At 65.2% G+C, this 16,934-nt stretch carries 20 protein-coding genes; 9 read left to right on the forward strand and 11 right to left on the reverse strand.

Translation table 11 applies throughout. The annotated features are described in order from the left end of the window. Positions 1-7: 7 nt before the first annotated feature. From E4P29_RS01685 to E4P29_RS01695, 3 genes are all read right to left on the reverse strand, one after another. Positions 8-1,282: an Ig-like domain-containing protein gene (locus E4P29_RS01685; RefSeq protein WP_209205264.1), complete on the reverse strand. Its 1,275-nt coding sequence runs from the start codon at positions 1,280-1,282 to the stop codon at positions 8-10. 86 nt (positions 1,283-1,368) lie between these two features. Continuing rightward, the gene (locus tag E4P29_RS01690; protein WP_135041355.1) at positions 1,369-2,919 is read right to left on the reverse strand and encodes an MBL fold metallo-hydrolase; all 1,551 of its coding nucleotides are present in this window, start codon (positions 2,917-2,919) and stop codon (positions 1,369-1,371) included. A 62-nt stretch (positions 2,920-2,981) separates the two neighbouring features. Further along, entirely contained in the window at positions 2,982-3,998 is a 1,017-nt protein-coding gene (locus tag E4P29_RS01695) for a UDP-N-acetylmuramate dehydrogenase (RefSeq protein WP_135041357.1), read from the reverse strand. Between the two features lie 58 nt (positions 3,999-4,056). Here E4P29_RS01695 and E4P29_RS01700 point away from each other — a divergent pair, with 58 nt between their 5' ends. The 4 genes from E4P29_RS01700 (at position 4,057) to E4P29_RS01715 (ending at position 6,987) form a co-directional block, all read left to right on the forward strand. After that, positions 4,057-4,566 (forward strand): DUF2505 domain-containing protein, encoded by a 510-nt coding sequence (locus tag E4P29_RS01700; protein ID WP_135041359.1) that lies wholly within the window; start codon positions 4,057-4,059, stop codon positions 4,564-4,566. A gap of 81 nt (positions 4,567-4,647) precedes the next feature. Further along, on the forward strand, positions 4,648-5,151 hold the full coding sequence (locus E4P29_RS01705; RefSeq protein ID WP_032372341.1) for a DUF2505 domain-containing protein: 504 nt from the start codon (positions 4,648-4,650) through the stop codon (positions 5,149-5,151). A gap of 172 nt (positions 5,152-5,323) precedes the next feature. After that, the gene (locus E4P29_RS01710; RefSeq protein ID WP_135041361.1) at positions 5,324-6,019 is read left to right on the forward strand and encodes a class I SAM-dependent methyltransferase; all 696 of its coding nucleotides are present in this window, start codon (positions 5,324-5,326) and stop codon (positions 6,017-6,019) included. Between the two features lie 26 nt (positions 6,020-6,045). Then, positions 6,046-6,987 (forward strand): GNAT family N-acetyltransferase, encoded by a 942-nt coding sequence (locus E4P29_RS01715; protein ID WP_135041363.1) that lies wholly within the window; start codon positions 6,046-6,048, stop codon positions 6,985-6,987. 3 nt (positions 6,988-6,990) lie between these two features. Here the strand turns inward: E4P29_RS01715 and E4P29_RS01720 are convergent, their stop codons facing one another. Continuing rightward, positions 6,991-7,578, reverse strand: a complete 588-nt coding sequence (locus E4P29_RS01720) for a type IV toxin-antitoxin system AbiEi family antitoxin (RefSeq protein WP_135041365.1) — start codon at positions 7,576-7,578, stop codon at positions 6,991-6,993. 110 nt (positions 7,579-7,688) lie between these two features. Here E4P29_RS01720 and E4P29_RS01725 point away from each other — a divergent pair, with 110 nt between their 5' ends. Then, the gene (locus tag E4P29_RS01725; RefSeq protein WP_209205265.1) at positions 7,689-8,435 is read left to right on the forward strand and encodes a DUF2993 domain-containing protein; all 747 of its coding nucleotides are present in this window, start codon (positions 7,689-7,691) and stop codon (positions 8,433-8,435) included. Between the two features lie 61 nt (positions 8,436-8,496). On the opposite strand, the gene deoC is transcribed toward E4P29_RS01725, so the two are convergent. Beyond that, on the reverse strand, positions 8,497-9,147 hold the full coding sequence (gene deoC, locus E4P29_RS01730) for a deoxyribose-phosphate aldolase (protein WP_135041367.1): 651 nt from the start codon (positions 9,145-9,147) through the stop codon (positions 8,497-8,499). Between the two features lie 177 nt (positions 9,148-9,324). Here deoC and purU point away from each other — a divergent pair, with 177 nt between their 5' ends. Then, a complete protein-coding gene (purU, locus tag E4P29_RS01735) occupies positions 9,325-10,209 on the forward strand; it encodes a formyltetrahydrofolate deformylase (protein WP_135041369.1) in 885 nt (294 codons plus the stop codon). 10 nt (positions 10,210-10,219) lie between these two features. On the opposite strand, the gene E4P29_RS01740 is transcribed toward purU, so the two are convergent. The 5 genes from E4P29_RS01740 to E4P29_RS01760 form a co-directional block, all read right to left on the reverse strand. Further along, the gene (locus E4P29_RS01740; protein ID WP_209205287.1) at positions 10,220-11,251 is read right to left on the reverse strand and encodes an alpha/beta hydrolase; all 1,032 of its coding nucleotides are present in this window, start codon (positions 11,249-11,251) and stop codon (positions 10,220-10,222) included. Positions 11,252-11,324: 73 nt separating this feature from the next. Then, positions 11,325-11,615 (reverse strand): DUF2516 family protein, encoded by a 291-nt coding sequence (locus tag E4P29_RS01745; RefSeq protein ID WP_027498392.1) that lies wholly within the window; start codon positions 11,613-11,615, stop codon positions 11,325-11,327. 67 nt (positions 11,616-11,682) lie between these two features. Continuing rightward, the gene (locus E4P29_RS01750) at positions 11,683-12,477 is read right to left on the reverse strand and encodes a heparin-binding hemagglutinin (protein ID WP_135041374.1); all 795 of its coding nucleotides are present in this window, start codon (positions 12,475-12,477) and stop codon (positions 11,683-11,685) included. Beyond that, on the reverse strand, positions 12,470-12,937 hold the full coding sequence (locus E4P29_RS01755; RefSeq protein WP_027498394.1) for a helix-turn-helix transcriptional regulator: 468 nt from the start codon (positions 12,935-12,937) through the stop codon (positions 12,470-12,472). The genes E4P29_RS01750 and E4P29_RS01755 overlap by 8 nt, the downstream gene beginning before the upstream one ends. Before the next feature lie 73 nt (positions 12,938-13,010). Beyond that, the gene (locus tag E4P29_RS01760; RefSeq protein WP_209205266.1) at positions 13,011-14,285 is read right to left on the reverse strand and encodes a DUF445 family protein; all 1,275 of its coding nucleotides are present in this window, start codon (positions 14,283-14,285) and stop codon (positions 13,011-13,013) included. 77 nt (positions 14,286-14,362) lie between these two features. On the opposite strand from E4P29_RS01760, the gene E4P29_RS01765 reads away from it, so the two are divergent. Beyond that, positions 14,363-15,103 carry a TetR/AcrR family transcriptional regulator gene (locus tag E4P29_RS01765; protein ID WP_245154130.1) on the forward strand — a complete coding sequence of 247 codons (741 nt, stop codon included), beginning with the start codon at positions 14,363-14,365 and terminating at the stop codon, positions 15,101-15,103. Here the strand turns inward: E4P29_RS01765 and E4P29_RS25820 are convergent. Next, the gene (locus tag E4P29_RS25820; protein WP_167326064.1) at positions 15,100-15,273 is read right to left on the reverse strand and encodes a hypothetical protein; all 174 of its coding nucleotides are present in this window, start codon (positions 15,271-15,273) and stop codon (positions 15,100-15,102) included. The genes E4P29_RS01765 and E4P29_RS25820 overlap by 4 nt on opposite strands. A gap of 72 nt (positions 15,274-15,345) precedes the next feature. On the opposite strand from E4P29_RS25820, the gene E4P29_RS01770 reads away from it, so the two are divergent. After that, a complete protein-coding gene (locus E4P29_RS01770) occupies positions 15,346-15,891 on the forward strand; it encodes a type 1 glutamine amidotransferase domain-containing protein (protein WP_209205267.1) in 546 nt (181 codons plus the stop codon). Between the two features lie 16 nt (positions 15,892-15,907). Further along, entirely contained in the window at positions 15,908-16,894 is a 987-nt protein-coding gene (locus E4P29_RS01775) for an iron-siderophore ABC transporter substrate-binding protein (protein WP_135041379.1), read from the forward strand. Positions 16,895-16,934 lie beyond the last annotated feature (40 nt).

Raw genomic sequence — 16,934 nt, forward strand, 5'->3', positions numbered from 1 at the left:
TAGGCACTCACCCAGCGGGCGCGGGTGCCGTTGTCGTCGCGGGTGCCGTCGTTGCGGGTGTCGTCGTTGCTGGTGCCCCACCGGCAGGAAGAGCCGACATCGACTCCCAGGTCGGCCAGTCGATGGCCCAGTCGTACAGGTCACCGTCCGCCGCGGAGAGGTCGATGCGGGTGCCGGTGACCTCCACCGGATCGCCGTACATCGCGGTGCCGAAGTACTGCTGCGCGTCCTCGGTCGAGAGGTTGATACATCCGTTGGTGACGTTCGATGCGCCCTGCACGCCGGTGGTCAGCGGGTTGGCGTGAATGAACTCGCCGTTGTTGGAGATGCGCACCGCCCAGCGCTCACGCACGTTCTCGTAGAACGGCGGGTTCGACATCAGGAAGTCCTCGTGCTTCTCGGTGACGACGTGGATGCCGCTGCGGGTGACGTTGCGGTCCTCGTTGCCTTCGCCGTAGCTGACGGGAATGTCCATGATCGTGGTCCCGTCGCGGACCACCTGCATGCGGTGGCTGGTGGCGTCGGCGACGACGACCTGGCTGCGTCCGATGCTGAAGTTCAGGGTGACGTCGTCGGCCCCGTAGGCACCGTCGCCGTAGTTCACGCCGTAGAGCTTGGCGTTCACCGAGACGGTCGTGCCGGGAGCCCAGTAGTTGGTGGGACGCCAGTGAATGCGTGAGCCGTTGTCGTCCGGGAACCATGCCCATGCACCGGGCGTCGGCGGGTTCGTGGTCACCGTCAACGCCTTCTCGACGGCAGCCTTGTCCTCGATCGTCGAGTCGAACTGCAGGATGATCGGCGCTGCGATGCCGACTTCCTGGCCGTCGCCGATGTTGGTGCTCACCGAGGTGCGGCTGTCCGGTTCGACGGTGGTGAAGCTACCGTCGATCGGCACGGTCTTGTTGTCCGCGCCGACGGCGGAACCCGACCACGTGTACTTCACCCCGTACCCGAGGGGCTCGGTGACGGCGTAGGACGCCTTGTCGGGTGCCAACGCGCCCTGAACGACCTTGCCGTCCGGGTTGGTCAACTCGACCTGGGTGAGTGTTCCGTTCTTCACCGACACCGAAATCGGAGCTACCGGGCTGACGTCGGTGGCACCTTCGGCTGGGTTCTGCGTGATCTGCGCGACGGGCGCTGCCTCGGTCGTCGGTGCCGAAGCACCCGGGCTCTTGTCGCCCGATCCGACGGTGCACCCGGCTACTAGCGCAACCAATGCGACGAGCACGGTGATCAACCACACCGCCCGCGTCCGTTTTGTCTGTTCTACCTGCTCATGCACGTTGTCCAACGTACCTGCGTCTGCGGACCACCCCACATTTCCCACCGTTTTTGGGGGCAGTCTCACAGGGAACCGTCACGAACCGATCAGAGCTTCCGCGAGCGCAGCTCGTGCCCCTTCGACGTCAGGCACCGACCCGAGTCCAGGTTCCAGTCCCAGCCGTGCAGGTTGCAGGTGAGCTTGTTGCCCTCGACGATGCCGAACTTCGTCAGGTCCGCCTTCAGGTGCGGGCAGCGACGCTGGATCTCGTAGCCGCCCATCGTGATGGTGGCGGTGTCGTCGTGTGCTTCGGAGAACCAGCCGTCGGCGTAGGCGATGCGTTCGTCGGTGAGGCACTTGAAGAACGTGTACAGGAACTCGTTGTACCCGCCGACGCGTCGGGCCCGGAAGCGGGTGGACAGGAAGATCGAGTTGACCCAGTCCGGCTCCTGATCGCGCACCGCGGTGCGGACGAGTTCCGGCGGAATCGTGAAGCTGTAACGGAACTTCTCGTTCGAGATAGGTTCTCGGACAATCCTTTTCGGGAAGTCCAGCACAACCGTCTCGTCGCCCATCGTGATCCCGACGGGGTACCCGATGCCATCACAGATCAGATCCGTCTGCGCCATGATCGGCTCGAACAGTCCGCGCAGCGGCTCGAGGAGCGGCTCGCCCTCGGCCGGTGCCCAGCCGGCTTTCTCGGCCGCAATGACCGATGCCTGACGCTGGGCGTAGGCCTCGATGTAGTCGGCTTTGCCGGTGGTGAAGATGGCTTCGGCATCGGCCGTCGGAATGGGATGCTCGTGAGACTTCAGGTCCGAGCCCTCGAACGTGGCCGTCGTGCCCGGAATCATCAGCAGACCCTTGTCGTGGCCGTGCAGTCGCATCTGCTCGAGAAACACCATCTGGTCGGGGAACACGTTGGCCGGGTCGCCGTAGACGTCGTTGAGCGAGCGCAGTTCGTCATCGAGGAAACACGGCGGGCCCGCCGACGGAATGACCCAGGTGGAGCCGACCTGCTCGATGTACTGGCGCGCACGATCCATCTGGCGCTGACGCTTCTGGATGCCGAAGTTCCGCTTCGCGCGCGAGACCATGTCGTAGACCATCGGGTACCAGATCGCGCCCGAATACTGCAGCATGTGGACGTCGACAGCACCGAACTGCTCGGTCATCATGTCCAGGTCCACCGGCCGCGCGTCGTTCATGTTGAACGCGACGGTCTTCCCATCGGACACCACCAGGCCGGAGTCGCCGATCGGGCCGTCGGCGGGTGCGCGGAGCGCGATGATCATGATGTCGAGATCACCCTTGGGCCCGGTCAGCGTGTGCTTGACCGAGTCGGTGGTCTCGTAGAACTTGTGGAAGCCGAGCTTCTCCAGCTCGTGCTTGAGATCGAGCACCGGGTAGTCCGGCAGCAACACCGTCGCGTCCTTGTTGACGTGTTCGGCCAGGTTGCGGGGATCGAAGTGATCCTTGTGCAGGTGCGAGACGTAGAGGTAATCGCAATCACCCAACTCGTCCCAGTCCAGGCCCGAGTTGTCGGGGAAAGGGAACCACGACGCGTAGAAGGACGGGTTCACCCACGGATCGCACAGGATGCTCCCGGCGTCGGTCCGAATATGGAATCCCGCATGTCCCACGCTGGTGACCTGCACTGATTTACCTCCTACGAGCTTTCACTTGCAAAGCTCCATCGTATGCGCCGTTTCCGGCGGCTCTAACCCAGCGCGCAGTTGACGAGGTCACACTCGGGGGTCAGCGTGACCCCGAACTTCTCCTGCACACCGTCTCGGACGTGCGCGGCAAGAGCCATGATGTCCGACGCGGTGGCCCCGCCCCGGTTGGTGATGGCCAGCACGTGTTTCGTCGACAGCGCGGCCGTACCCCGGCCGAAGTCGGTGCCGTACCCGCGGGGAAAGCCCGAGTTCTGGATCAGCCAGGCCGCCGGAATCTTGGTACCTGCGGGGTCGGGGAAGTTCGGCGCGTGGGCAGCCTGCTCGGGCACCTCCGGCAATACCGGGTTGAGGAAGAACGATCCGACGCTCCACGTGTCGTGGTCTGCTGCGTCGAGCACCATGCCGCGTTCGCCGCGCAGAGCCAGCACGGCCGCGCGCACGTCCGGCACCGGTACGACATCTCCGATCTGCACGTCGAGCCGCTCCGACAACGCCGCGTACCGCACCGGCAGCGACTCGGTCGTCTTCTTCAGTGCGAACGTCACATCCAGAATCACGTAGCGCGACGATCGCTTGAACACCGACGTCCGATGCGTTCCGAATCCGCACTGCTCCGGCGTCCACACCGACGTCTCCTGCGTCTGCCGGTCGTAGACGGTGAGGCTGTGCAACAGTTCGGACGTCGACGCACCGTAGGCCCCGACGTTCTGAATCGGCGTCGCGCCGGTCGTTCCAGGAATCCCCGAAAGTGCCTCCATCCCGGACAGACCCGCATCGATCGTCGCCTGCACGACGGCGTCCCACTCGACACCGGCGTCGACGGTCACCCGTTCGCCGTCGATCTCCAACCGCGAGCCGGTCACCCGAACCACCCGGCCGTCGAACCCGTCGTCGCCCACGACCAGGTTCGATCCCCCGCCGACGACCAGCACGTCTGTTCCCGCCTGGTCCGCGTCGCGCACGAGTGACACCAGTTCGTCAGCGTTCGTCGCGACAGTGAATTCACGGGCTGGTCCGCCCACCCGGATGGTGGTGAGTTCGGAAATTGCAGTAGGCACGAACTCTCACGCTACCGGTCGCGCACGAACGTCCTCGGTCACCCGGTAACCTGCGGGGATGCCTCGCCCTATTGAGCACAGTTCGACTGTGCCCGCCTCCGCCGACAAGGTCCACGCAGCGCTGACGTCCGAGCAGTACTGGAAGGACCGCATCGAGCAGATCGGCGGCCCCGGTGCCAGCTTGAAGAGCGTCACCGTCGGCGACGGCACCATCGACGTCGTCATGACCCAGTCGGTCCCCGAAGAGGAGTTGCCGTCCGCGGTGACCGCCTTCAAGAAGGGCGACCTCATCATCGAACGCACCGAGAGCTGGGGACGGTTCGACGGCACCCACGCCGCGGGCACCTTCGGAGCCACCGTCGAAGGAGCACCCGCGCGCATCACCGGCACCACCACCCTCGACGGTAAGGGCGAGACGACCACCGTCGCTCTGGCCGGCACCACCGAGGTCAAGGTCCCCATCTTCGGCGGGAAGATCGAAGCGATGATCAGCGAGCAGGTCCTCGCCCTCATCGACAACGAGCAGGACTTCACCGGTAACTGGATCGCCGCGAACACGAACAGCTAACCGGGTCGCTCCGCAGGCTCCGCTCCTGCGGACCCAACCTGGTCGTTCCGCAGGCTCCACTCCTGGGTAACCTGGCGCACTATGGCTCGCCGAATGAACTACTCTGCCCGGTTCACCCACTCGACGCAGCAGGTCTATGCAGCGCTGTCCAGTCGCGATCACTGGGACGCGCGCATCGAGGAGATGCGTAAGTATTCGGAGAACGAGCTGAAGAGCTTCGAGGTGTCCGACGCCGGAATCGACATCGTGATGCACCACGTCATCCCCCGTACCGAACTGCCCGACATCGCACAGACTGTGATGAAGAAAGACATGGTCATCACCCGCAACGTGCATTTCGACGCGTACGGGGAAACCACTGCGGGGCACTACGACGCGTCGATTCCGGCCGGACCCGGCTCACTGAAGGGCACCACCTCACTGTTCCCCACCAACGGTGGCTCGACGCTGCGCACGTCCTCCGAAGCCAAGGTGTTCCTGCCGTTCATCGGCGGCAAACTCGAACAGCTGATGCTCGTCAACCTCATCGACCTGTGGCGCGGCGAGGGCGAAGTGACCGCCACCTGGCTCGAGAAGAACGCCTAGCCCACTGAAGCCTCCTCACAGGGGTCGTTCCGCAGGCTCCACTCCTCATCTGGGTCGTTCCGCAGCCTCCACTCCTCATCTGGGTCGTTCCGCAGGCTCCACTCCTGCTGAAGGCGTCATCACTCGCGGCACCACCGGCATCAACCGGTTGCGCCGCAGCGACCGGTGGTTGATGCACGATCCCGATGTGCGACGCGTCCTGCTCGGGTCACCGGATCCCCTCGTCGTCGACCTCGGCTACGGGGCCATGCCGAACACGACCCTCGAACTCGCCGGACGCCTCCGCACGATTCGGCCCGATCTCCGCGTCACCGGCCTCGAAATCGATCCCGCGCGGGTGGTCGAAGGAAGCGGCGGCGTCGAATTCGCCCGGGGCGGTTTCGAGTTGGCCGGACTGCGACCGAATCTGGTGCGGGCCTTCAACGTGCTGCGGCAATATCCCGAGGACGCGGTTCCCGGTGCCTGGCATCGCATTCTGTCGGGCCTGGCACCCGGCGGCCTGTTGGTCGACGGCACCTGCGACGAACTCGGTCGGCGCTGCGCATGGGTACTGCTCGACGCCGATGGGCCGCGATCCCTGACTCTGGCCTGGGACCCGTTCGATGTCGAGATGCCGTCGGACATCGCGGAGCGGCTTCCGAAAGTGTTGATACACCGCAACATCGAGGGCGAGTTGATCCACGATGTGCTCCGCCGCGCCGACCGCGCGTGGTCGGTCTCGGCACCACTGGCACCCTTCGGACCCCGACTGCGTTGGCGGGCGGCATTGAAAGTGCTTGCAGAGCAAGGACTCCCGGTAACACTCCCCCGCCGCCGCATGCGAGACAACGTGCTCACGGTGCCCTGGCCGACGGTCGCCCCGAGGTGACCGATCCTGCTGCGAAGGAGATCCGCATGAACACACCTGGCCCTCTCACGGTGAGGCCCTGCGAGCCCGGCGACCTCGAGGTCCTCGAGCAGTGGCGCACTGCGGAACCAGTCGAGTGGGTCGATTCAGCTCGCCTCCACGAGGACATGGCATCGGGCAATTACCGGTTCGAATGGACATGGCTCGCCGAACGCGCCGGCCGTCCGGTCGGGCGCGCGGTGTGGTGGGGCCGTTCCGACGCAACCAGCCCGGTCACGCTCGACTGCTTGTCGGTCGCCCCGGACGAGGAGCGACCGGACGACGTCGGCGCTGCCCTGGTCGGTGCCGCCCGTGCGGCGTTCGATCGCAGTACCGCACTCGAGTTCAATGTCGATGTGCCGGTAGGGAGCTCGAAGGATAGTTCCCTGTCGAGGGCGTTGGCATGGCGCGCGTCGGCTGCGTACGGAGGCGGATTCACCCGCACGACCGAACGCGTCTCGTTCGCCCGGACAGCTGACGCCCCGCGGCCCGAGACGTCGACCCGACTGCACTTCTCGGCGGGCACCGATGCAGAGTTCCTCGAGGTGTTCGAGGCCGTCGCAGACGGGAGCCTCGACTCCCATACTCGAGAGATGGTTGCCGAGCACGGCGTCGCCGCACTCGCCGCCGACGATCTCGCCTTCTACGGTTCGCTACCGGGGCGGCGGGAGTCCTGGCAGATCGCCGGCCGACTCGACGGCACCACGGTCGGCTTCGTCGTCCCGACCAGAAATGCCTACGACGCGGCCATCAGCTATCTCGGGGTGCTCCCCGAGCATCGTGGTCAGGGCTACGTCGACGATCTACTGTCCGAGATGGTCCGGATACACCACGACGACGGGCAACACCGCATAGTCGGAACCACCGATGCAGCGAACGCACCCATGCGGGCAGCCTTCGAGCGCGCAGGCTTCGTCGTCACCCGCACCCGGATCGTGCACGCGGGCTAGCGATCACGTACAGGCGGACAGCGCCAGTTCGACGCGTTCGGCCACTCGATCGGTGCTGCCGCTGGCCTCGGAGTACAGCGCCTGCGGGTCGACGCGACCGATGGCCACGGCGTCGCCCACCACCTCGTCGAGGGTGATCTGCGAGATGCCACCCGCAGCGAGGTCGAGGACGGTGCGCACGGGAGTGGTGATGTTGAACGTGCCGGCCGATTCGACGTCACGCGGTTCGAGCCGCAGTCGGTGCACTGCCAGGCGAGTGTCGGTGAGTCGCAGATCGCCGAACGCGCAGAGGTGCACGAACTGCGGGTGCAGGTGTCCGAAGCCGTGCAATTCGGCGGCGCTCTGGTGCGAGATCACTGCCTCGCCGCCGAACCACGCGCACCACATGGCGAACACTTCGAGTTCGCTGTGCGGCCACTGTCCGAGCCGAAACAGGTTGCGCTCGACGCGAGTCCACGTGGACGTGGCCACGTTGACGCGCACCATCGCCGAATCGAAGCCGAGTTCACCGGCCTGTTCGGCGGTGAAGTAGCCGTCCTGCCGGGTAGCGAGCGAGTGCAGCTCCTGCACACTCGGTCCTATCGTGCTCATGAAGCAAGAGTACGTCAGGATGTGTTACACATCACAAACTTTCGAATCGAATCCCCGGACTCGGCGAGTTTCACAGAGCTTGCTCAGAAACATCGGGAAGACTGCCGGGAATGACATCCTCAGCCAGGCGCAGCACAGTACCGCTGATCGCAGTCTCCGTCGTTGTCGTCCTCCTCGTCGCCGTCATCGGCGGAGAACTGTTCGTTCGGCAGCAGATCAAATCCTGCCTCGCCGGCCAGCTCGAGTCCGAGCTCGGCAGCCAGGTGGAGGTGGGGCTCGGCTTCAAGCCGGTCTTGCTGTCCTTGGTCGACAAGAAGGTCTCGTCGGTGACCGTCGACAGCGACGACGCTCGGTTCGGCCCGGCCGAGGGCATGGTCGTGCACGCCGAGGCGAACGATCTCGACCTGACCCAGAGCGCCGACTCCGGCGGCACCATCGGGAGCTCGAATGCCGACATCTCCTGGTCCACCGACGGCATCACCCGCACCCTGCAGAGCCAAGGCATCGGTGCCATCGTCTCGGGAGTCACGTCCGATGCATCCGCGGGCACCTTGGAGTTCGCCGTCGGCGCGCTCGCGAAGCTGACCGTCAAGCCGCAGGTCACGGGCGGCAAGGTCGACGTCCAGACCGTCGACGCGTCGATTCTGGGCCTGGGAATCCCCACCGATCTGGTCGATTCCGTCGTCGGCGTGCTCACCGACAGCCTGCAGACCTACCCGCTGGACATGGCTCCGACGTCGCTGACCGTCACCGACTCCGGCATCGAGCTCGCCCTCGAAGGCGGCCAGTACACCATCCCGGCCACCCAGCAGAACCAGAATCAGCAGACGCCCGAGGGTTGCTCGCTGGTTGCGTAATCCATGTGAGTGGAACCTCGTAGCCCACTACGAAGTTCCACTCACATGCGACGCAGTCGCTCTACCCCAAACCGTCGAGTACCGCGCGGGTGCCCGATAGCCCCAACCGCGTGGCACCGGCGTCGATCATGGCCAGGGCGGCGTCCGTGGTGCGGATGCCGCCGCTGGCTTTGACACCCAATCGTCCGCCGACGGTCTCGGCCATCAGCCGCACAGCCTCGACGCTGGCACCGCCTGCGGGATGGAATCCGGTCGATGTCTTGACGAAGTGAGCCCCGGCCTTCTCGGCGGCGCGGCACACTTCGACGATCGCCTCGTCGGACAGCGCTGCCGATTCGATGATCACCTTCAGTACGGCGTCGCCGATGCCTTCGCGGACCGTCACGATGTCGGCCAGCACGGCGTTGTAGTCCCCGGCAATGGCCGCGCCGACGTCGATCACCATGTCGACCTCGTCGGCCCCCTGCTGCACGGCCAGACGCGCCTCGGATCCCTTGATCAGCGAATGATGCTTGCCCGACGGGAATCCGGCTACTACTGCGGTGAGCATTCCCTCGGCGCGAATCGGCAGCATCGACGGCGAGACGCACACGGCGAGCACTCCCAGCTCGCGACCTTCCTCGATGAGGGCCTCCACATCGGCGGCCGTGGCCTCCGGCTTGAGCAGGGTGTGATCGACCATTCCGGCGAGGGCGGCGCGGGTGAGTGTCATGAACCCAGTTTTTCACAGCACCGCATGTCGCGGCCCTGTCGGTCCACCATTCTCGGCTGTGGCCGCAGCCTGGTCCGGGGTCTGCCGGGTACGTGGCTGGGCACGCGCGGCATCGATTCGATCGATCTCGGGACACTGGTGGCAACCGGGTTGCGAGCGCCCTGAGAGAATTCCCCCATGAGTTCTTCCGTGTCCGAGGATCGCCGCTACGTTCTGTCCCTCGGTTGCCCAGACAAGACGGGCATCGTCGCCCGTATCTCCACGTTCCTCGCCGAGGTCGGCGGCTGGATCGTCGAGGCCGCCTATCACGCCGATCCCGATACCGGTTGGTTCTTCACGCGTCAGGCCGTGCGGGCCTCGTCGGTGAGCATGAGTGTCGAGGATCTGCGGGCCCGTTTCGCCGAGGTGGCTGCCGAGCTCGGACCGGAAACCGAATGGGCACTGCATGATTCGGGTGCACAGAAGCGAGTCGTACTGCTGGTGAGCAAGGAAGCGCACTGCTTGCACGATCTCCTGGGACGCGCAGCGGGCGGGGAACTACCCGCCCAGATCTCGGCCGTGATCGGCAACCACAGGTCGCTCGAGCCCGTCGCTGCGGCGCACGGAACACCCTTCCATCACGTCGAGTTCGCGAAGGACCCGTCCGAGCGCGGACCGGCCTTCGAGGAAGTTCGGTCGCTCGTCGACTCCTACGACCCGCATGCGGTGGTGTTGGCGCGTTTCATGCAGGTGCTGCCCGAGTCGCTGTGCGAGCACTGGGCCGGTCGCGCCATCAACATCCACCACAGCTTCCTGCCGTCGTTCGTCGGTGCTCGGCCGTACCACCAGGCGTTCGCCCGTGGCGTCAAGCTCATCGGTGCGACGTGCCATTACGTGACGGCCGAGCTCGACGCAGGTCCGATCATCGAGCAGGACGTCATCCGCGTCGACCATTCCGACGAGGTGACCGACATGGTGCGCCAGGGGCGCGACATCGAGAAGCTGGTGCTCTCCCGTGGCCTGCGCTGGCACCTCGAGGATCGAGTGCTGGTGCACGGCCGCAAGACCGTGGTGTTCAGCTAGATCGTTCGGGTCACAGGTTCCGCAGACGAACCACTTCGGCGTTGAATTCGTCGATCGCTTCCACCGAGCTCATGTGGCCGATTCCGGGAATCACGATCAACCGGCTCAGGTGGTCGTGGTCGTCGAGTGCTCGGGCCAGCTTGCGCGCATGCACCGGCGGGGTCAGTCGATCCGCAGACCCGACGAGCACGCTGGTGGGCACGGACATGTTCTCGAGCGCCTCGCGGATGTCGAGGTCGCTCAGCGCAGCGCCCCAGATGCCCCGGGTACGCGGCGCGCACTCGAGCACGATCTTCTCGCAGAACGCCACCTCGGCGGGCGTGGCACCAGGGGCCATCGAGATGTATTTGATGGCTTGGCGGGTCACCGGGGACGGCCGTAGCGGCAGCGCCGAGCTCAGCACAGCGCGTCCCACCGGGGCGGGTACCCGTGGGAAGCGCTGCGGCAACGGGATGACGGTGGTCTCTCGGACCAGGGAATCCGTCGCCGTGCTGGCGAGCAGCACAGCGCTGACCAGACGGTCGACCTGATCGGGGTAGCTTCCGGCCCACGCCATGATCGACATGCCGCCCATGCTGTGCCCCACCAGGACGGTCTTGTTGTCCTCGGTCACGGTGGCCGCGAGCACGGCCGACAGGTCGTCGGCCAGTACGTCGGGGCTCAGCGGACGCGTTCCGACGTCGCTGCGTCCATGTCCACGCTGGTCGTAGACGATGACGCGGTAGCGGCCGGCGAGTGCGTTGATCTGCGGAAACCAGTAGTCGGCCGAGCAGGTCCACCCGTGACTGAAGAGGATCGGTTCCGCATCTGCGTCACCGTAGCTTCGTACGTGCAGATGCGCTCCGTCTTCGGTGACCACCTCGGTGACGTGCGGCTCGATGATGGGGTGCTGCAGTAACTCGTCGGGTCGCACGTCGGTTGTCTTCGTGAACGAATGCAGTCGACGTCGCCGAACGACGAAGGCCCCGATGCTAGCGGCCGCGGCGATGCCTCCGACTCCGAGCAACGAGCGTTCGATTACCTTGCGTGACACCACTGATATTCCCCTCTACCTGTGACCCCCGAGCGGGTGCGGTAGAGGTTACGCCCAGCGCCGATCGAGTGCCGAAGCCCCTCTACCAGCGCGGTCCGCGCTGAATGCCGTCGATCTTGGGACGCACGTCCACCAGGTACACCGCGATCGCGACGACGCCGATGATCCAGAACATGATGACGATCGGGCCGATCAGCGTCAGGAGCAGTCCTACGGCCAGGATGCCCAACCAGGCATTCTTGGTCAGCTTGCCGGTGGCCGGAAAAGCGTCGGCGCGCTGGCGTAGGGCGTGAAAGATTGCGTACGCCGCTCCTGCAATCGAGATGATTTGCAGGATCAAGAAGATCGTCTGGGAGAAGCTGCTCGCAATCACGTCGCCCAGTGTACGAGAAACGACCCCTGCACTGTGCGGTGCAGGGGTCGTTTTCTTTACGAGTGCTTTAGCTGGTGGTCTTCTTGGCCGGAGCCTTCTTGGCAGCCGGTGCCGGTGCGGTCTTCTTGGCGGCCGGTGCCGGTGCCGTCTTCTTGGCCGGTGCCGGGGCAGCCTTCTTGATCGGTGCGTCGGCGGTGCCGCGGGTCTTGGATTCGACCTTGCCTGCCACGCCGCTCACCTTGTCGGACGCCTCGACGGCCTTGTCCTTGGCTTCGTCGCCGGCTTCGTCGATGTTCTCGGCGAGCTCGTCGGCGGCCTCGGAGATCTCGTCGGCACCTTCGCGAACCTTGTCCGACGCGATGCCGGCCAGAGCTGCGGCGCGCTCGCCGACTGCGCGGGTCTGCGAGGCGACGGTTCCCAGCGCCTGCTCGGTGAGGTCGACGACGTCGTTGGCGGCGGAGTTGGCGCGCTCGAGGCCATCTTCGACTGCCGGGGTGCGGCGGATGCGCTCGACGGTCTCTTCGCCGCGCTCGGCGAGCGAGGTGTACAAGTCGGACGCGACCTTGAGGTACGCCTCGGCTACCTTGCGAAGCTCGTCCGGGGTGAAGCGCTCGCGGAGCTCGGCGATCTCGTCGGGCAGCTCTGCGGGCAGGTTCGTCAGGCGCTCGCGGAGCGACTCGACGCCTTCGGTGACCTCTTCGGAGAGGTCTGCGATGCGAGCATTGACCTCGCTGGTGCGGCTCTCGGCGCGCGAACGCACCTGAGCGACGACGTCCGCTACCGCCTGGACGACCGCGTCGCCGGCACCGACGGCTGCGAAGATGGGGGTCTTGACGTTCTCGAAGTTCTTGGAATCAGACATCTGGTGTCTCCTGTTCGTCGGTTTCGGGCTCTTGCGTCGACTCGTTCTCACGACAGAACGAGTCGTAGATCTCGATCAGCACTTGCTTCTGCCGTTCGGTGATGTGCTCATCGCCGAGCAGAGCTTCGCGCACCGGACCGTGGGGACGCGCTTCCAAGATCCCGGCCCGGACGTACAGCACCTCCGAGGAGACACGCAGACCCTTGGCTATCTGCGCGAGCACTTCTGCGGACGGATTGCGTAGTCCGCGTTCGATCTGGCTCAGGTACGGGTTGCTCACTCCGGCCCGGCTCGCAAGTTGCCGCATCGACACTTGTGCGGCTTCTCGCTGGGACCGGATGTAGCTTCCGATGTCCTGGGCTGCAGTCGTGACGACTGCGGCGACAAGGTCTCCGGCCTCGGCGACCACCTGCGTCGCCTCGGTCGCTTTGGCGACCAGATCCCCCTCGTTCTCGGCCATCTCGGCCTCCTGGTTTCGGTGTCCTACTCGACGGTACCGAAGGGTGCTAACTATTGCAAGCACTCTGCTAGCACTAGTGCCCGAAGATCAGATCCGAGACGGTGTAGATCGCCAGTCCGGCGATGGAACCGACGACGGTGCCGTTGATCCGGATGAACTGAAGATCCCGTCCGACCTGCAGTTCGATCTTCCTGCTCGCTTCCTCGGCGTCCCAGCGCGCGACGGTGTCGCCGATGATCGTCGTGATTTCGTCGGCGTAATTGGCAGCGATATAACGGGCCCCACCCAGCAGCCATCCGTCGGCCTTCCCGCGCAATTCGTCGTCGTCGCGCAGACGAATACCGAAATTGACCGTGTTCTCCTTGATCTTGTTCCGCAACGTGCTGGTCGGATCGTCCACCGACTCGGTGATCAGACGCTTGGCCACCTTCCACGTCGACGCGGCGAGCCCGGTGATCTCCTCGCGGCCCATGATCTGCGCCTTGAGCTTCTCGGCCTTCTCGATGGTGGCCGGATCGTTCTGCAGATCGTTGGCGTAGTCGACGAGGAACTTGTTCGCCGCCAGGCGCACCTCGTGTTCGGGATTGGAGCGAATCTTCCACGTGAACTCGACGAGTTCCTTGTAGACCTTCTCCCCCAGCAGCGTGTCGACGAACTTCGGCGACCAGTTGGGCGAGTCCCGGGCGACCACCCGATCGATCATCTCCTGGCTGCCCAGTGCCCACTGATGAGCCCGCTCGGCCAGCATGTCGATCAGCGGCAGCTGACGATTCTCGCGAAGCAGCTCGTCCAGGATGCGGCCGATCGGCGGCCCCCATTGCGGATCGGCCAACCGGCGCACGATGGTGCTGTCGATGACAGCGGTGATGTCCTCGTCGTTGAGCACGTCGACCACGCCGTGCAGCACCGTTGCCGCCTCGGCCGCCACCCGTTCCGCATTGTCGGGTTGGGCGAGCCAGGTGCCGAGCCGCAGCGGCACCTGAGCCGACGCAACTTTCTCCGAGACCACCTCGGGCGCGAGGAAGTTACTACCGACGAACGAGCTCAGGCTGGCACCGAGCTGGTCCTTCTTCTTCTTGATCAGGGCGGTGTGCGGAATCGGAATGCCCAGCGGATGCTTGAACAGGGCCGTCACCGCGAACCAGTCCGCCAGCGCGCCCACCATGCCTGCCTCCGACGCCGCTCGGACGTACCCCACCCACGCCCCGGCCCCGGTGGATTCCTGCCAGCGGCAGAAGAGATAGACGATCGAGGCGAAGACGAGGAATCCCGTCGCGACGGTTTTCATCTTGCGGAGGTCGCGACGCTTGGTCTCGTCGTCGAAATTCATGAGCTGCACACCCGACATTGTGCCCAGAATCGCAACCGATCAACCGGGGACGGCCCCCTCCTGTGTCGTACTCGACGCATAAGGTGGGTGACGTGGTGAAAAATAGTGCGGCGGCAGCCCCGGAGGACGCCCCCGAGGCGGATGCGGACAAGCCCAAAACCGAAAAACCGGACGGCCGCAAGCGTCGATGGCGAGAGCACAAGATTGCCCGACGCGAGGAGCTCGTCGACGGTACGTTGGCCGCGATCCGGCTGCGTGGTCGCGAGATCGGAATGGACGAGATCGCGTCGGAGATCGGTATCTCCAAGACGGTGCTCTACCGGTACTTCACCGACAAGAACGACCTGACCAGCGCGACGATGTCACGGTACGTCGAGACGACTCTCGCGCCGCGCATCTACTCCGCGATCTCCCACGAGCTCGACGAGTACGAGCTGACCCGGGTGGTGGTGACCGCCTACGTCGAGACGGTGGCCACCGATCCCGAGGTGTACCTGTACGTGATGGCCAACAACGCCGGCAACAACCGGGACGTGGTGGCCGAGTCCGAGCGCATGATCGCAGAACTTCTCTCCACCGTGTTGGGTGAGCGGCTGCGCCAACGCGAGATGGATTCGGGCGGATCGGTGCCGTGGGCGTTCGCCATCGTGGGCGCGGTCCAGCTGGCCACGCACTGGTGGATCTCGAACAAGTCCATGTCCGCAGACGACCTGATCGACTACCTCTGCATGATGATGTGGGGCGGCATCCACGGCGTGGCAATGGCCGACGGCTCACCGGCCAAGTTCAAATCGCAGCCGCATCCTCTGGTGGACGACGAGCCGGGTAAGTCCTAGCGCTCGTCGTACTCGTCGTCGAGAGGAACTTCGGTCCGTTGTTCGATGACGTCCGTGGCGTCGGCCTCGACGGGGAGGTCGCCGGCATCGGGCTCGTCGGGTTCGTCGGCGATCGGCAGATTCTGCTCGACGCGATCCTCGGTCGGAGATTCGATGGGTGATTCACTCATGTGTTCATTCGTACCATCGTCGCGCGCACGGTTCTCGTTTGAAAGTCGATCGCGCCGGTAATCCGAACGAGCATGAGCAACGAAACATTGTCCGGACGCCGCATTGCCGTACTCGCCACCGACGGTGTCGAGCAGGTCGAATTGGTTCAGCCCCGTCAAGCCGTCGAAAATGCCGGTGGCACAGTCACATTGGTGTCGCTCGATCACGGCGACATCCAAGCGATGAACAGCGATGTGAACGCAGGCGACACGTTCAGTGTCGACAAGATCGCGGGCGAGGTATCGGTCGACGACTTCGACGCGTTGATCCTGCCCGGCGGCACCACGAACCCCGATCAATTGCGCGTGGATGCGGACGCCGTGGAGTTCGTGCGCGCGTTCGTTCAGGCGCGCAAGCCAGTGGGAGTCATTTGCCACGGCGCGTGGACTCTGGCCGAAGCCGGCGTACTGAAGGGCCGCACGCTGACGTCCTACCCGAGCATTCGGACCGACCTTCGTAACGCCGGTGCCACCGTCGTGGACGAGGAAGTGGTCGTGGACGGCAACCTGGTGTCGAGCCGTAACCCCGACGACCTGCCGGCCTTCTGCGCGAAGATCGTGGAGCACTTCCGCGCTTGATAGGTTAGCGTGCCCTATGCGCATCTCTCGATCTCTGGCCCTGCCCGCGGCAGCCATGGCCCTTGCTCTGACCCTGACCGCGTGCGGATCCGGCAACTCCGGCGACGACTCTGCCGATTCGGCTCCTGCGGGCACCGTCGTCACCGACATGTTCGGGGAGGTCGAGGTGCCGGCCAACCCCCAGCGAGTAGTTGCGCTCGGCTGGTCGGACGCCGAGACCGCACTGGCCCTCGGCGTGCAACCCGTCGGGGCCAGTGACTGGCTCGGCGTCGGAGGCAACGGCCTCGGGCCCTGGGTCACCGAAAAGTACGACACCGACCCCACGATTCTGGCCACCTACGACATCGACGTCGAGTCGGTCGCTGCCCTGGCACCGGATCTGATCCTGTGGACCAGAAGCACCAACGACAAAGCCGTGTACGACCAGCTGTCCGACATCGCCCCCACCGTCGCGGCCCCACCGGGAACCGACGTCGCCTACGGCACCACGTGGGACGGGCAGACCGAAATCGTCGCCGAGGCGCTCGGGAAAGTCGACGAAGGCAAGAAGCTGATCGACGACACCAAGGCCAAATTCGCCGACACAGTAGCTGCCAACCCAGAATTCGCCGGCAAGACCGTCGCCGTCGGCACGCTCTACAGCGGCCAGAGCGGGGCCTACGTACGCGGCGACACCCGAGTCGACTTCCTCGAAGCACTCGGACTGACGAACACCCCGGCCATCCAGGACCTCGCCCAACCCGGGAAATTCAGCGTCGACCTCTCCGAAGAAAACATCGCGAAGCTCGACGCCGACCTGACCGTAATGTTCCCCATCGGCAGCGGACCCGAGGTCATCACCGAGAGCCCACTGATCCAGGGACTGCCGTCGGCCCGCGACGGACGTCTGGTCGTGCTCGGCGACCTCGACCTGTCCAACGCATTCTCGGCCGCCTCGGTCGCAGGCACCCGCTACGCACTCGACAACGCAGTGCCGCTGTTCGCAGCACCACTGAAGGCCTAGCTCACACCCTCCCCGGCGGGCTTGTCACACCCTCCCCGGC

It is taken from the genome of Rhodococcus sp. 1R11 (genome assembly GCF_004563845.1).
GTDB lineage: Bacteria > Actinomycetota > Actinomycetes > Mycobacteriales > Mycobacteriaceae > Rhodococcoides.

Coding starts and splice junctions, on each gene's coding strand:
- E4P29_RS01700 (WP_135041359.1), top strand. CDS start 4,057: ATGCCTCGCCCTATTGAGCACAGTTCGACTGTGCCCGCCTCCGCCGAC.
- E4P29_RS01705 (WP_032372341.1), top strand. CDS start 4,648: ATGGCTCGCCGAATGAACTACTCTGCCCGGTTCACCCACTCGACGCAG.
- E4P29_RS01710 (WP_135041361.1), top strand. CDS start 5,324: ATGCACGATCCCGATGTGCGACGCGTCCTGCTCGGGTCACCGGATCCC.
- E4P29_RS01715 (WP_135041363.1), top strand. CDS start 6,046: ATGAACACACCTGGCCCTCTCACGGTGAGGCCCTGCGAGCCCGGCGAC.
- E4P29_RS01720 (WP_135041365.1), bottom strand. CDS start 7,578: ATGAGCACGATAGGACCGAGTGTGCAGGAGCTGCACTCGCTCGCTACC.
- E4P29_RS01725 (WP_209205265.1), top strand. CDS start 7,689: ATGACATCCTCAGCCAGGCGCAGCACAGTACCGCTGATCGCAGTCTCC.
- deoC (WP_135041367.1), bottom strand. CDS start 9,147: ATGACACTCACCCGCGCCGCCCTCGCCGGAATGGTCGATCACACCCTG.
- purU (WP_135041369.1), top strand. CDS start 9,325: ATGAGTTCTTCCGTGTCCGAGGATCGCCGCTACGTTCTGTCCCTCGGT.
- E4P29_RS01750 (WP_135041374.1), bottom strand. CDS start 12,477: ATGTCTGATTCCAAGAACTTCGAGAACGTCAAGACCCCCATCTTCGCA.
- E4P29_RS01755 (WP_027498394.1), bottom strand. CDS start 12,937: ATGGCCGAGAACGAGGGGGATCTGGTCGCCAAAGCGACCGAGGCGACG.
- E4P29_RS01760 (WP_209205266.1), bottom strand. CDS start 14,285: ATGTCGGGTGTGCAGCTCATGAATTTCGACGACGAGACCAAGCGTCGC.
- E4P29_RS25820 (WP_167326064.1), bottom strand. CDS start 15,273: ATGAGTGAATCACCCATCGAATCTCCGACCGAGGATCGCGTCGAGCAG.
- E4P29_RS01770 (WP_209205267.1), top strand. CDS start 15,346: ATGAGCAACGAAACATTGTCCGGACGCCGCATTGCCGTACTCGCCACC.
- E4P29_RS01775 (WP_135041379.1), top strand. CDS start 15,908: ATGCGCATCTCTCGATCTCTGGCCCTGCCCGCGGCAGCCATGGCCCTT.